Annotated in this window: 5 protein-coding genes; 4 read left to right on the top strand and 1 reads right to left on the bottom strand. The window is 44.4% G+C overall.

The window, feature by feature from the left end; genetic code table 11:
* Positions 1-351: 351 nt before the first annotated feature.
* The 4 genes from C2869_RS03380 to C2869_RS03365 all read left to right on the top strand — a co-directional run bounded on the left by C2869_RS03380 (position 352) and on the right by C2869_RS03365 (position 14,162).
* Complete coding sequence (locus C2869_RS03380) at positions 352-3,636, top strand: TonB-dependent receptor (protein ID WP_159084010.1); 3,285 nt, start codon at positions 352-354, stop codon at positions 3,634-3,636.
* A gap of 41 nt (positions 3,637-3,677) precedes the next feature.
* Positions 3,678-6,560: a hypothetical protein gene (locus C2869_RS03375; RefSeq protein WP_108601608.1), complete on the top strand. Its 2,883-nt coding sequence runs from the start codon at positions 3,678-3,680 to the stop codon at positions 6,558-6,560.
* Between the two features lie 55 nt (positions 6,561-6,615).
* Positions 6,616-9,525, top strand: a complete 2,910-nt coding sequence (locus C2869_RS03370) for a hypothetical protein (protein WP_108601607.1) — start codon at positions 6,616-6,618, stop codon at positions 9,523-9,525.
* A 107-nt stretch (positions 9,526-9,632) separates the two neighbouring features.
* Positions 9,633-14,162 carry a carbohydrate-binding protein gene (locus C2869_RS03365; protein ID WP_108601606.1) on the top strand — a complete coding sequence of 1,510 codons (4,530 nt, stop codon included), beginning with the start codon at positions 9,633-9,635 and terminating at the stop codon, positions 14,160-14,162.
* A gap of 220 nt (positions 14,163-14,382) precedes the next feature.
* Here C2869_RS03365 and C2869_RS03360 read toward each other — a convergent pair whose 3' ends face one another.
* Complete coding sequence (locus tag C2869_RS03360; protein WP_108601605.1) at positions 14,383-15,417, bottom strand: methionine synthase; 1,035 nt, start codon at positions 15,415-15,417, stop codon at positions 14,383-14,385.
* Positions 15,418-15,436: the final 19 nt, after the last annotated feature.

Genomic DNA, 15,436 nt, shown 5'->3' with positions numbered 1-15,436 from the left:
ACTTTATGTCGCATTTTATGGTGACGAAATGTGTCGCATTTTTTTAAGTAACTGATATTTATTGTTTTTATGAATATAGGTCTGAAAATAATCAATTGTGATTTTATATTATTTATTAGTGAGTTTGAGACACTTTGTTATGTGTATGTAGACGATTGCGGATGTTCAGTCACTGTATCTGTTAACAACTTTTTATAAATTAAGTAGCAAGATTTAAGTGCAAGTTAACGGCTTATTTCAATGCAAACAGGTTGCCGAACGTACTCAAGCACTATTTTGACAAATGAGCGACAAGAGAGCGACAAGACTGTTTCACACACATTTATTAGAAAGTTACTGGGACTCATTATTATGTACAAACGTAAATCCCTCGCTGAACACATCCGACGGCACTTGCTAGTTTCTGCAGCGGCCATCGCGCCTTTTAGCATACCGCTAGTTAATGCTGCTGAACAACAAGAAAAAGTCGAAGACGACGAAACGGAAGTTATCACGGTTCAAGGGGTTCGTAATTCACTTAAAGATGCCGCGTTTATGAAAAAAAGCGGCCAGCAGATCCTCGATGCCATATCTGCCGAAGATATCGGTCAATTACCTGATAACAATATCGCCGAAGCGCTACAAAGGGTAACCGGGGTTCAAATTCAACGTGATGGCACAGGACAAGGCTCTGGTGTTCAGGTACGTGGTTTAACTCAAAACCGCGTAGAAATTAACGGCCAAGGCATGGGTAGTGGCGGTGACGAGCGTTCAAATAGCTTTAGCGCCGTTGATTCTGCTTTATTCGCCAAAATCGAGGTTATTAAATCACCCACTGCCGATATGGTAGAAGGTGCAACCGGTGCCACGGTTCGCCTACATACCTTTAAGCCGCTTGATTTTAAAAAGCCCATCATGAATATGTCGCTGCAAGGCACCCAAGACGAGATTGCCGACGATACAGGTTTTAAAGGCACTTGGTTAGGCACCACGCGTTTTGATTTAGGCAGCTTGGGTGAAGTCGGTGTCTTAGTAAACTCGGCGGCAGAAACCAGTTATCGTGATTCGCATACTTTTAACAGTAACTGGGCGCCACTAATACCAACCCAAGCGACCAACAGTGCTCAACTGAAAAACCTCGTGGTATTTCGCCCAGACAATATGTCGATTGAGCAAAAGCCGTATGAAGACGAAAGATTAAGCTTTGATGCCGCCTTGCAGTGGAAAATTAATGACGACTTACAGTTTTCCGTTAGTGGTACGCGTATGGAATTATCGCGTATCTACACTAAGCAAGGTTTAGGCTTCCGTACTAATAACGACCGTAACTATCCGCTGGATCGTGATTTAGAGTCTACCAACTTAAACGACGCGCTTAGCTTAGCCGGCCCTTGGTATCGTCAACCACGCGCAGGTGAGCTGTATGCAGTTGATGTTGATAACAAACAGCTTGAGCAAATTGAACAGCCAATGGCGCGTTATTTAATGCAAACCGCGACCATGACACCAAAAGGTGATCAGTATAATCCACCAGCGCAATCCCAGTTTGCGAGTAACGACGAGTTTCTTTTACAAGAAACCTTTCAGGTTGGCGTAGAAGCCTTCTTAACTGAATCGCTGAAAATGAAGGTCGTGTATGCCCACGCGGCTTCAGAAAAAGAGGTTGAGTCTTACACCTTAAACCTAAATGCAGGGCAATTATTACGTCCGGTTGACGAACGTGCTACCGAATTTTTAGGCATAGATGAAGACGTTAACGTTGTTAATCTGCAAAGTGCCAATGTGTATTACAACTATGCAGCTCCGGGTGATTTACCTCAAGTCGGTATTGTTACGGGTGATGGTGATATTGAGTCATTGCAAGCGGCGCTATTAGATCAAAACATTTATGCATTGGGCAATGTCTGGGGTAACGAGAAGGTTAACATCAACAAGAAAGATTCTTTGATGTTAGATTTTGACTTATTGCTAGATGGCGACTTTTTCACTGAGCTTGAGTTTGGTGCTCGTGTTGCTACCAACAACGTTAACCGCAAGCAAACTAACTTACGATATGCTAGCCCAAGCGTGCATGCCATTACATCAGATAACTGGCGCGGTTACGATCAAGATTTATCAACCAAAACCATGTTAGGCGATCACATAGGTTGGGAAAATCCAACCATTCCTTGGATCGATGAAATTGGTAAAGAGATGTATGGCGTCGATAACTATATGTCGCGTTACCTTATGCCGATCTCTGATACCTTCCCAGGCTCTGACTCTGCCGGTACGCCGTCTTGGTTTGGCGTTAATATGCAACATGCCGATCTTAAAAATTTAGTGACCGAGTTGTTCCCTGGCCGCAGTGAAGGCAACTGTACTTTGTACGACAAAGACGTGCAGCGTATTTGTACCGATCGCTATCCGTATCCAGTGGACGATGAAACACCTGAAGGGTTTAGAGAGTACAACTACACCTTAAAGATCCCAGCTGCAACCATGGTCTTGGATCAAGATTATCCTTACGTGATTGAAGAGGAAACCCGTGCCGCTTACTTCAAAGCCAATTTCGCCAACGAAATTTTTGGTTATGAATATATGGGTAATGCCGGTGTGCGTTATGTCGAAACCGACACTAAAGCGTTAGGTATGAACAAGTATCGTATTATCGATGAAGATACCGAACGCCAAGCGCAAGATTACAACCGCATTAATGCCGAGCATTATAAATGGGTGGCGCACGAGCAAACCTATTCAAACTTATTGCCGTCGTTTAACTTAAATCTATTGATCACTGAAGACATGTTCTTACGTTTTGCCTATGCCAAAACCATGACACGTCCAAATCCAGTCGATTTATCACCTTCGTTTAGTGTTCCGACCTATGGTTTATCAGGTAGTCGCGGTAATCCAGCGTTAAAACCGGAAAAAGCCACTAACTATGATATTTCTTGGGAATGGTATCCAAGCGATGTAAACCAATTTAGTGCTGCGGTTTACTACAAAGAGTTAGAAGACTTTTTAACTAATACCTACACCAACTACTTTTCGTTAGAGGATAGAAACAAAGATGGCGATCGCACTAATGATCCTGTCTCTATTCGTCAACCAGATAATGGTGCGACCGGTGAGATCAAGGGTATTGAATTAGCAGCAACGCATACTTTTGAATACTTACCAGGCTGGTTAAATGGCTTTGGTGTTCAAAGTAACTACACCTTTACCGACAGTAGTCAGCAATCTGGTTTTAACGAGCTTGATGGTTCAATTTTGCCGATTAAAGATCTATCGGAAAACAGTGCCAACCTCATTTTGTTCTACGACAAAGCAGGTTTTAACTTCCGTGCGGCCTACAACTATCGCGATGAATCTTACAGTGAAAACTCGACAGCGGGTGCTGATCCTTTGATCCGTGAATACTTCACTACCTCTGAAGGTAAACAAGATTCGAAAGAAGCTGCGATCTCTCTTCCTGTTTGGAACGACACATTCAAGACTTTGGATTTGTCGATGAGCTACCGCCACAAGGGAACCACGGTTTACTTGCAAGCGAGTAACGTGCTCAACGAGAAGAAAAAACGCTACGTTGGTGACTTAACCCATACCAAGCATTTGTTGCGCAGTTACAACGAAACGGGCGCTTTCTACACCTTTGGTGTCAGAAGCCGTTTTTAATTGTCGCGCCATTGTTTAGGTTAAGAATTTAGGTAAATAAAATGCAAAAAATTAAACCACTATCTTGCTTTCGGATGGGTGCCATCGCTTTAGCATGTAGCTCGTTATTTGGTTGTGGCGATACCGATATTGATAATGCAGGTATTGATACCGGAACCATAGAAACGATAGAGCCGATTTTATATCAGGGCGGTACTTCATTTAAGCGTTACTCACGTGAAGTGACTAACTCTGAGACGGGTAAAACCGAACTGGAATACTACTTTGAAAACTCAGGCGCGAACTTTGCCGGGGTTAATGCCGATTACCCAACACAAATACAAAGTGTCGGTATTTATGGCATGAGCGAAGACGCCAATGTGCCAGTTAACGTGGTATCTGTAAAAGATATTACCGGCACTTTGTACGATCCAAAAATTAAGAATTTATTGTCTATTACTGAAGATGATTGTTTAGCTCGTAACGCCAATACCGAGTTTGCCAACATTAAAGCGCAACAAGATTGGCAAGCTCAGGTAGCAGATGCCGAAGCTAATGGTCGTCCCGCACCAGAACAGCCCGTTGATCTCGTCTTGGAAACCTGTGACAGCGATGAATACTTGTATGAGTTGGCGCAAATTACGCCAGTACCTATGGCTGATGCTATCGATGTAACAGAGTTAGGCTTTTTTAAATACGAGTTAAAGCCAACATTTGATGTTGATAGCCAAGAGTTTGTCGGTAAAAGCGCGGCGATGACAACAGGCGAGGGCACATTAACCTTACTGACTAATATCACCCCGACGTTTGATTTAGACGATACGCAATGGGACAAAGCCTATCAGGCGGTGATCCAAGTTGGTAATCACCAAGATGAGTTTATTATTAACACGGCATCACGTGATCCGAGTGTTGATAAAAAAGAAAACTTCTTATCTAGCAAGCGTAACTTAAAACCGGGTCGAACATTTGTCATGAAGCCAATTACTTTTACTGGCTTTAATACTAATGCGCCTGTGGTATTAAGTAAGAATGACGTTGATGAAAACGGTGAAGTTATTCCAAGCTTTACTGATTTCGATATTCTGTACGCTATTAACGAAACGGATCTCAGCTTGTTTAAGGTTTACGAGCCGGGCGTTACCCAATTGACGATTCGTGATGGTCAAAAGCTTAACCTTGCCGTGCAAAGTAAAGATGGTGACGATATCGCTAGCTTTTACGACCAAACTTTGGTTGTACGTACGGTAGTCGGTGAAGAAGGTATTGAAAAATCGACAGCCACTGCCACAGTGCATACTCACGCTATCGATTATTTGCCAGGGCCAACTCTAAAGTGGAACTATCCAGTTGCTAGCAGCGCGACCTATCAAGATAAAGTGACGTTGCGTGGTAAGGTCACCATTAGCCAAGACCAGCTCGACTTTGCTAATAATGGTAAGGTACCAGACGCGACTATTCCAACTGAACATACGGTTGATAAGCTGACGATTTACCGTATTGATGCCAATGGTAACCGCGTGGCAGAAGGTCAACTTGATGCTAGCCAGTTAACCTTGTTAGCGGATGAATCCATTATGGTTGACTCAGCCACCAGTGATCAGCAAGTGAAGCGCAATGTTTATGCTTGGCAGTTCCAAGTGTCACTTGCAGATGGTGATAACCAATTTGCGGTCATTGCCGAAAGTAACTTAGCGCGTGATTGGCCAGCCGATCAAAATCGCGATCGTCAAGTGGCGATGACAGATGAGTCGATTGCTAAAATTACCCGTATTGCTGCCGGTGAAAAGCTTGAGTACTTCCCAAGCTTTATGACTACTAGTGTTTTAGAACATATCGCGGATGTATCGCTCGATCCGCGCGATAACTCGTTATTCTTGCTGGATCAAAGCGGAAATAATGACTCAATTACGGGTAACCAAGCGCCGGGTATTTTATGGCGCTATTCGTTAGAAGGCACCGAAAAACCAACTTGTTTAACCTTACCTTGGTCTTGGCAAGACGCTGGGGTTAATGGTGTGCAGTTTAACCATGCCTTACCAGAAGTAGGCGGTGTGGTGATTGGTGGCTCACCGGGTAACCTAGCTTACTATTCCGATGATGATCTAAATGGTGACGTGACCTTCTCAAATAAAGGTAACTACCAAACCAACTGGGAAGGGGTTAAACACCCAGGGCATTTTGCTTACTCAGCGGATGGCACGCAATTATTTATGAGTGCCAAATCAAACTTCAACCAACAACCTGAATACCAAGCGATTATTGGTCTTAAAACACCACGTATCGAAGACAATGTATTTAAAGGTTTTGGTGCAGGTGTGGGCATCATTGCTAAAGAAACCGACAGCACGCAAGACGCTGCGAAAATGAATAACAATGCGGTAAGCCTTGATATTTACAGCACAGTGACGGGCAGTGATGATCCGGAAGCCATGTATGAAGAGTACTTGCTGACCCTAGATGGTAAAGACAACTTAACGCTTGGCAACAATGGTCAAACCTATCTACGTAAGACTAAAGTCAGTGCCAGTTATGTGCCTGATCAAGCGTCTACACGGATCACTTTATATGATGACAGCGGCGCTGAAATCAAACTGTATAAATCGGATGCAGTGGCTGTTTCAAACCAACGTGGTAAAGCCTACATAGTGGATAACAAAGACAAGCTTATCTACGAAGTCGACTTAACCGATATTGCCACCAGTGACGTGTTAACCGCCAAGGTTATCGCCAGTCCTCAACATGCTAATCAGCCAACCCTTGGCAATATTAAAGCCTTGGTTATCGAAGGTGATATGGATTACATGCTGATTTCGGATGTTAAGAATGATGCGGACTACTCGGCGCTGTTAGTGATGGATCTTGAAACTTACGACATGGGTTATGTGCTACGCACTAACAACATCATAGTCGGCGATCCTGATTTGACCCACTGCAGTCAATAAATTTAAGAGCCCTGCCGTATGGTGGGGCGTTAAAACTCGATTTTTCGGAGTCACCATGATTTCAAAATATTTTAAAAATACGCCGGTTTGTTTAGCTGTTTGTTCCGTGCTCAGTATAGTGGGCTGTAGTGATGATACCTCTAAACCAGCGGATACTCGTTTACAAACCGCAGATGCTATTACTTTTAGTCAATCTGGTACGCAAGCTGACTTAGCCTACACTGATGCTAACCAGCTACAGGGCGCTGAATATAATGGTAATGCCCTTAAGTTGTCGTTTAAGCCGGATCAAGAAAAAGTATCTGGTTTAGCGCCATTTCAAAGCCATGCTTTTACCTTAACTGCGCCGGAAACCATTCTTGCTCCCGATCCAGACAAGTGTCCTTCTGAAGAAGGCTATATGGTTGCCACCCCGTTTAAGCACCAAATGGTTATTGCTAACGTGCAATCGACGGTACCGGGCTCAGGTACAACCGGCGATGGCACTATCACCTCGGTATTAAATGACGATACGATCTCTATCGACTTTATTTTAGGTGAAGGCTATTACGACATGCAGTTTGGCGCCAGCCTTACTTATGCTGATGATACCTTTGACTTTACCGTAAGCACACCTTCGGCATCAGACATGTTGCGTGATGTTACCTTTGATCCTTATGACAATCAGGATGAAGACGGCAATGATTTAACGCAAAGAGAAGCTATCGCTAAGCAAATTGCAGCGCAATTAGAATTTGAATTGCTTGATGTAAAACCGGCCACTGAATATGCCGATGGCCAAGTGGTGAGCTTTGTATCGAAAATGCCAGTTGGTGGCTTAAGCAACTTTGCTAAATCAGAGTTTACCTTTACTTCAGATAAAGACACTTATGTCGGTGAAGACGAAGAAGGTAATCCATTAGTGTTACCTGTGGCTAATGTCTCGGTGTATAGCGATGATGATTTTAAAACCTCAACGCCATACGCGTATAACACCTGTGCTAGCAATGGTGATTATCTGCGGGTTGATTTTGCCTTACCTGACTATGTATTTGACCAAACCTATCGTGCGCAATTGACTTGGGATTATGAAGTGGTTGAATACGAAATGGTGGCGCAGCTAACCGACAGTGGCGAAACTGTGATGGTGGCTAAAACCGATGAGCGCGGGGTTAAGGTGGTGAAAAGCCGTGAAACCCGTACGCAAATCGTACCATTTGAAGTGGTAACCGAAGGTAAAGATACCGAGTTTGATGAGATTGATCCTGATACTTTTATCAATGATCCTCGTAACTCTGGTGCGCCATTAAGTACTGCCGAAGCACCTCAAGAGCTGATCTACAACGTATCGTTACAAGGCTACAACGCTGCGTTACCGGTTAATGTTTCTGCGACTGACGCTGATGGCAATGCATTATCGGGTAAAGTACTTTACTCAATTGATGGTCGTTTCTTTACCGATTCACCGAATGCAGAAATAGAGCCAGGACAAACCCTACAAATTAAGGTAATGCTACCTGAAACCTATGTTACCTCGATTAAGCCTAGCTTTAGCGTTGGTGATGAAACCTTTAGCTGGACGGTTAAAACTAAAGCCGACCCAAGCTTACCGGTTTTAGATGCCAAGATTGAGTTCCCATCTGCTGTGAGTGCAACGGCCTCGGATACGGTGACGTTGCGTGGTCAAGCTCACTTAAATACCGGTAATGATGCTGTGACCACGGCTAATTTATTAGTTAATGGCAACCCGATTACCAGTTATGACCCAGCAACAGGTATTTGGACTTACGTTGCTAGCATGACTGATGTTGAGGTGGGTAAGGATAAAGCCTTTGTATTAACTTCAGCGGTTGATGCCACCATTACACCGTTTGACGATATCAACTTACAACCTTTGACTTTGTATGTACGTCGTTTGGAGAATAAAGATACCTTGTTCCCAGCCAAAGCGGGTGCTTACACCGACCTGATTGATGTTACGGTAGATGGTCGCGGCGGTTTCCCTATCTTCTATATGGCGGAGAAAGAAGGCAAACAAGTTACCGAGTTTAAGATGGTATCTAGCCCTAGCAAGCTAACAGCGCCTTTGGCCTTGTACGGTAAAACCGAGCTTGAAAAGAAAATTGGTGGTGTTGCGGTTAATAACTATCGTCCAGTCACTGATGGTAACTATTTAGTGCGTGCCAAGTGGGATAAAGCCGAGCTTAGAGTATCGGATCTGAAAAACTATCCAGACTTGAAGAAAACCGCGACTTCGGATGCCAAGCTATCTGGCTTTGGTAATACTATATGGGATGGCCGCCAAATGGTGATGTCGGAAGACGGTAATACGCTTTACGTTACAGGTAATGACGGTATTGGTCGTATCACCATGAACTACAACCTTGAAGGTAGCCCAATCCAAAATAGTGATTCGACCACGCATCGTAAATGGCTGTCGAGAAAGACCTTTGGCAGCACAACTAACTATGAAGGTACGGTATCGGCCGACTTACTTTATGTAGGTGAAGGTGATGCGCGCACCGAATACATCATTACGCTTGCGCAAAACAAAGGTGATAAACAAGCCCGTGTTTATGCCACTGTGCGCAAAGACATCTACGACCAAACAGTGCCATTTACCCAACTAAATCTGGTTGATAGTAATGGCGATGCGGTTGTGTTACTGGATAGCCACTCTATTGCGGTTGATCGCCAGTACCACAAAGCTTATGTGGCTTACGGCAATCAAGTGGCAGAGTTAGATCTAGCAAACTTAGCTGAGTTAGTGGAAGCAACACCGCAAGGTGGCTTAGCTGGCGGCAATACGTTAGTCACACTTAAACCATTATTGTCGGCTGAAAACACCATAGGTGAGTTGAGCTCTATTGTCTCGGAAGGTGGCTTACCTTATTTGGTAGCAACCGATCGCACCGAAAGCGCTTTGTACGCTATCGACCAAATTACCGGTGAAGTGGTTTACCTAGTACAGGGTGATAGCCAATAGGCTCAGGCAAGACGCAATGTATATAGCGTGAGGAGTCTTCCAGTGAAAAGACTCCTCTTCACAAACTCAATTAATGTTTGTCAGTAAGAATTTTAAAGAGGCTCATCATGGCTTTAAAAATGAAAGCTTTGCCATTTTTTATCGCGCTTGCGTTAGCAGGCTGTAATGGCGACGATAACAAAACAACTCAAGATCCTGGCTGTAGCGCTGACGACTGCGCACAGCAAAAAGACAATAGCGCGCCGGTTATTTCCGCCAGCATTGTCGACCCACAAGATAGCTATGCGATTGGTACTGAGATCCAAATTAGTAGCCAAGTTAGCGATGCGGATAACAACATCGCTTTTGTGGAATACTTTTGGAACGGCGCGTTAATCAAGCGTGTTACACAAGCTCCATTCACTATGCCTAGCTTTGTGGTGCCCATTAACGCGTCACTTGGCGAGAATATGTTAAGTGCCACGGTTACCGATAAAGAAGGAGCACAGGCGTCGGGCGAAATGAGGCTAGTCGTCGAAGCCGCGTTAAAGCCGCCTACAGTCGCCTTAGTATTACCTACTAATGATACGCCGTTAGTGGCAGGTGAATCATTAGACTTAGCAGTTACCGCCAGCGATAAAGACGGCGATATCGTTAAAGTTGAATACTACTTGGCAGGCGAAAAGCTAGCGGAATCGGCTACCGCGCCAGATTACACAGCAAGCTTAACCTTGCCAGAGGCGGGTATGCATAAGCTAACCTTAGTGGCAATCGACAGCGATGGTTTAAACCATACCGTGGATAGCATGCTAATGGTTGCTGCTGATCACTCGGCTTATCTTAATGCGCCTACTAAAGTTCACTTCCAATCACGTGCGCCCTATTCACAGCTTACCGCTTATTGGACAGATAACAGTGTGAACGAATCTGGCTTTGTGGTTGAGCAACAAATCGAAGGTTCTGATACTTGGACAACTCTAGGCCAAGCCGCTGTTGATGAAGAGATGTTAACTATCTCGAATTTCTCGCGTGATGAAACCAGCCTATTACGTGTACGTGCGATCCGTGATGATTTAAGCTCGGACGGTAGTGAGGCCATTCGTATAGTTGGTACTAACGACACACTAGAGGTGTATCCGCAAGTACCGGCGATCGAAGCTAATCAAATGATGACGGTCACCAAAGACGTTACCGATGATGACGGCAATTTGGTCACGCGTGATATCACCTTCCCATTGATGCAATACCAAACGCCAAACGAACCAGATGAAGGTAAAGCGACGCGCGTTTCTCGCTATTTCTCTGCACAAGTCAGAACAATGGATGGTGAACCATTGATCTCACCTGTTTATGAAACCCGTCCGCAAATTCGTAACTTTTTAGCGCAGAATGATCGTAGCCATACCTATCGTTCTGACAACTTATCAGGTCATCGTCCATATGGGTATGGTCACTATGGGCCGATTGAAGGGGAGTTAGGTAGCTCATTACATAGCAAGCATTGGACTAACTTTGATGCCAGCGAGAAAGTCATTGTCCGTGTTCGCCTTAACGATGAGATGGGCATGGTTGATATGGGCGATCTTGAGATCCACCCAACGCCAGTCGATGTTGTTAAAGTTGATGATCAAACCTTTGATGTCACTTTGGAGGGAGCAAGCGATGCGGCTAAGCATTACCGAATTGCTGTTAATCGCAATGCCTGGACTAATGCCGCAAATACTGCAGATCGCGGCCCAATCACGATTGAAGCGCCGTTGTTTATCTTCGTTAACCCTATGCATGTTGCGCCGGGGTCGGCACCTCAAGGTGAAATCAAAGAGTTTAACGATGGCGAGCTAGTGGTATTTGGTTCAGGTATTCACTTGCCTAATCCTAAATATCAATTTTTAGGTGAAGGTGGCTCGGTACCGGCTGAAGATGGCGGTGCCCAAGGTAACGATGTGGTGCGTGAGATGTACGCGCCGGGCGATGCATTTTTACATTATGGTTTCTTATTTAAGAACGATAGTTATCCGTTGAAAGTCTGGGGTCGCGCTATGTACTCAGACGAAATGTTTAATGTTTATACCACTGCTGAAGGCGACGCCGACGGCTATGTTTGGAGTGATCGCGCGCGTAGTAAATGGTCACACCTAGATGCAATTGAAGGTAACCCTTGGGGTATCACTCAAGCTTGGGATACCCACGTTTGGCTCCAAGGTGCGTATAAAGCTGAGCCAACCGTATTTGAAGGTTTTACTAACATTGGCGCGCGTATGGGTGTGATGGTTCGCAATGGTAAAGCCGAGGTGAACAACCATAAAGATGTTGGATATGGTGGCGGTACCTACCAAGATAACGGTGCTGAAGTGGCTTACAAAGGCAGCTTGTTAATCAACGATGACGATATTACCTATGTACATGAAAACTACACTATGGATCAGTGCACCAGTTATGTAATGCACAATGGTCCTTCTTTCCAACTCGGTTGGGAAGGTGTGTTCTCGGGTGATCGCAATATCGAAACTAAAGTCACTAACCATACTATCTTAAGTTCAGATCGCCGTACCGATTCGTTTTGGAAAAATCATGGTGTATTTGATAGCCGCTTACGTATCGGGCCATTACAAAACCACTCAGGGGGCGTATTTGAGAACTTTGAGTTTTATGGCAAAGAGACAGTGATCTTTAACTTACGTATTTGGGATGAGGGTGATACCACGCCAGATACAGTAAGCATGATCAGCGATAAAGTCTTTAAAGACTTTAACATTCGCCAAGCGTCTTACAATATGGAAGAGTTATTAACCGAGCCGAACTTAAGCTTAAATAAGCAAGCGTATTTACGTTTCTTCCACTTTGATAACTTAGTGATCGAAGGCGAGCATATCGATACGATCAGCGAGTTTGAGCAGTACTTTAAGTATGATGATGGCTTGTTATTACATACCATGACCTTGTTCAGCTTACCGGATGCGGTCGATATAGATTCGGTGACTAATGGCTATGCGCAAGCGCCGATTGGCGAGTACGTGGCTATCATGGCGGATAACGGTAGCTATGTGCAATCTGATGAAACATTACCTCAGAGCTTATCGCCGCTAACGGCAAATGCTACGGCTGTTGATCAAGGTTTTGTGATTGAAGATGCCGGTGAGAATATGGTTGCTTTACGTGACTATACAGGTCGTTATGTCCAAGTAGATACGGGCCGCTACGGTTATACCCATGTTCAAACGTTACCGTCGGATGATATCTCAGATAACGCTAAGTTTATTTGGGTAGATAATGGCGATAGCACTTTCTCATTACTATCGAAAGCCAATGGCTTGTACCTGCGTATGGAAACCAGTACCAGCAGCGAAGCGCCACTATATGCAGCGAGCGACTCAATCGGTACCGCAGAATCCTTTGCTTATAATGCGCATATCGGCCAAGCGCCAGTATTTGGTAAACCACCTGTTACCTTAGCGTTAGAAGCGGAAGCGACCTTTGGTTCTGACACGGCACGCAATAGTGAGTCTGGCTTAAAACTTGAGAACAGTGGCGAACAAGTCGGTTATACCTATGACGGCGCTTGGTTTGAGTTTGATGTGAATATGGCTGATGTTGCTTATATGCATGTCCGTGCTAATACCTCAAACAATGTTCGCACCTTAAAAGTGTATGCTAACTATGCTGAGCTGGGTGAAAATGGTTACTTAGGTGACATTACTACTGTTGATATTGGTGGTTGGGGTGACTATGCATGGTCTGATAAAGTAAAACTTAATGCTCCAACTGGCGGTAATGTAACCTCGCTACGTTTTGTTCAAGTTGGCGGTGGAATTAATGTTGATGGCTATGAAGCAACCTTTGTGCGCTACGACGTTAACGAGCTGGTTCTACAAGCTGAAGACGCTAACCGCATTGGTGATAAAGATGGCGAAAACCCAGATGCTATGAAAACCGAAGATACAGGTGACGGCGGTACTGCCCGTAACCATATTGGCTTTGGCGACTGGTTTGAGTTTGATATTAACCAAGATAGCGTAACTAACTTGTCTATCAGTGCGCGCGTAGCATCATTTAGTGGCCCTAAATTCACTGTCTATGCTGATGGCACTATGCTGGGTGAATTACAAACCACCTCGACTGGCGGTTGGAAGAAGTATCAGGAGTTTGGTTTTGAAAGCCTAGATACTAGCGCTATAGATAAGATTGATACCTTACGCATTGTGGTTTCGTCTGGGGTTAATGTTGACTGGTTCAAGGTTAATGTTGGTAGTGTTAAACCAGTAAAAGCAGCGAAACAGTTTGTGTTAGATACCGCGACTGATAGCAATATCTTAAATGTAAAAGCCGACAAGCTAGATTCAATTAAGGATGGCGCTTGGGTATCGTACGATTTAGATTTTGCTCCAGTCGGTGATATTAAAGCCACCATCCAACATGTTGGCGGTAGCGGTGGCACCGCAAGCTTGTACGGTATTTACGATGGTGGCGAAGAGCTACTTGGCTCTTTCCAACTACCTGGTGGCGGTGGCTGGAACGACCCATACCTTTCACAAGAAGGAACGCTAGATAGCGATCGTAATATGGCTGAGTACAAAGGTATCCGCCTACAAATCGATACCTCAGCTAACTACTGCTGCAATATCGGTGGACTTAAACTGGACTACACAGTCGCACCGTAAATCAATGTAGGGCAGGTTTTGCTTATAGGGATATAAGTAGTTGGGATTTGTCTGGAACAAAAATCCCAACAGCCTGCTTTATTCTCTTGATTCAATAAAGAGTTAGATTTAGAAGTTGTGTGCTTGAGCGGTATGGCTAATAGAAATTGGCTGTACCGCTTTTTTTGGTGAGCATTTGCTTATTGCGCTAATTTAGAAGCATAAAATCAGATCATACAGACTATAAAGCTTGTTCTAGCTCTTGCCTTACAATGGCTGCGCCAGCACTCAGTGCATTGAGCTTAGCGCGGGCGATATGACGTGGTAATGGCGCCATACCGCAATTAGTGCAAGGGTATAGTTGGTTTGCGTCAACATACTTAAGTGCACTTCGTAAGGTTTCTGCCACTTCTTCAGGTGTTTCTATCTGTTCGCTGGCGACATCAATAGCGCCTACCATAACTTTTTTACCGCGGATCATTTCAAGTACCTCTAGCGGTACGCGTCCGTTATGGCATTCGAGCGAGACAATATCAATACTCGATTGTTGTAATGCGGGAAAGGTCTGCTCATAATGACGCCATTCATTGCCTAAGGTTTTTTTCCAATCAGTATTTGCCTTAATCCCGTAGCCATAACAAATATGCACAGCTGTTTCGCATTTAAGTCCTTGCGTGGCTTTTTCCAGTGCCGTTATTCCCCAATCACAAACATCATCAAGAAAAACATTAAAAGCGGGTTCGTCAAATTGAATAATATCGACGCCAGCAGCTTCAAGCTCTTTGGCTTCGGCATTAAGTGCTTTGGCAAATTCAAAGGCTAATGTTTTGCGGTCTTGGTAGTAATCATCGTATAAGGTATCAACCATGGTCATGGGACCTGGTAATGCCCATTTTATGGGTTGTTTGGTTTGTGAACGCAAAAACTTGGCGTCTTCAACAAATACCGGCTTTTGTCTTGCTATTGGACCGACAACCCCAGGTACACTGGCGTCGTAGCGGTCACGAATTCGCACCGTTTTTTTGTTCTCAAAATCGACCCCACTCAGGTTCTCGATAAAGGTGGTGACAAAATGCTGACGAGTTTGTTCGCCATCACTGACAATATCTATCCCTGCACTTTGTTGTTCTTGTAATGCAATACGCAGCGCGTCTTGTTTGCCATCGATTAATGCTTGGTTTTTTAACTTCCATGGCGACCAAAGTTTTTCAGGCTCAGCTAACCAAGATGGCTTAGGCAAACTGCCAGCCGTGGAAGTGGGTAATAATCGTTTCATTATGTTTACCTGTGTTCTG

It is taken from the genome of Saccharobesus litoralis, from assembly GCF_003063625.1.
GTDB classification, from domain to species: domain Bacteria; phylum Pseudomonadota; class Gammaproteobacteria; order Enterobacterales; family Alteromonadaceae; genus Saccharobesus; species Saccharobesus litoralis.
The sequence above is the reverse complement of the archived record's forward strand: the minus strand, read 5'-3'. Positions and strand labels throughout refer to the sequence as shown.

Excerpts from the sequence above, each read along its gene's own strand:
- C2869_RS03380 (WP_159084010.1), top strand. The coding sequence starts at position 352 with ATGTACAAACGTAAATCCCTCGCTGAACACATCCGACGGCACTTGCTA.
- C2869_RS03375 (WP_108601608.1), top strand. The coding sequence starts at position 3,678 with ATGCAAAAAATTAAACCACTATCTTGCTTTCGGATGGGTGCCATCGCT.
- C2869_RS03370 (WP_108601607.1), top strand. The coding sequence starts at position 6,616 with ATGATTTCAAAATATTTTAAAAATACGCCGGTTTGTTTAGCTGTTTGT.
- C2869_RS03365 (WP_108601606.1), top strand. The coding sequence starts at position 9,633 with ATGGCTTTAAAAATGAAAGCTTTGCCATTTTTTATCGCGCTTGCGTTA.
- C2869_RS03360 (WP_108601605.1), bottom strand. The coding sequence starts at position 15,417 with ATGAAACGATTATTACCCACTTCCACGGCTGGCAGTTTGCCTAAGCCA.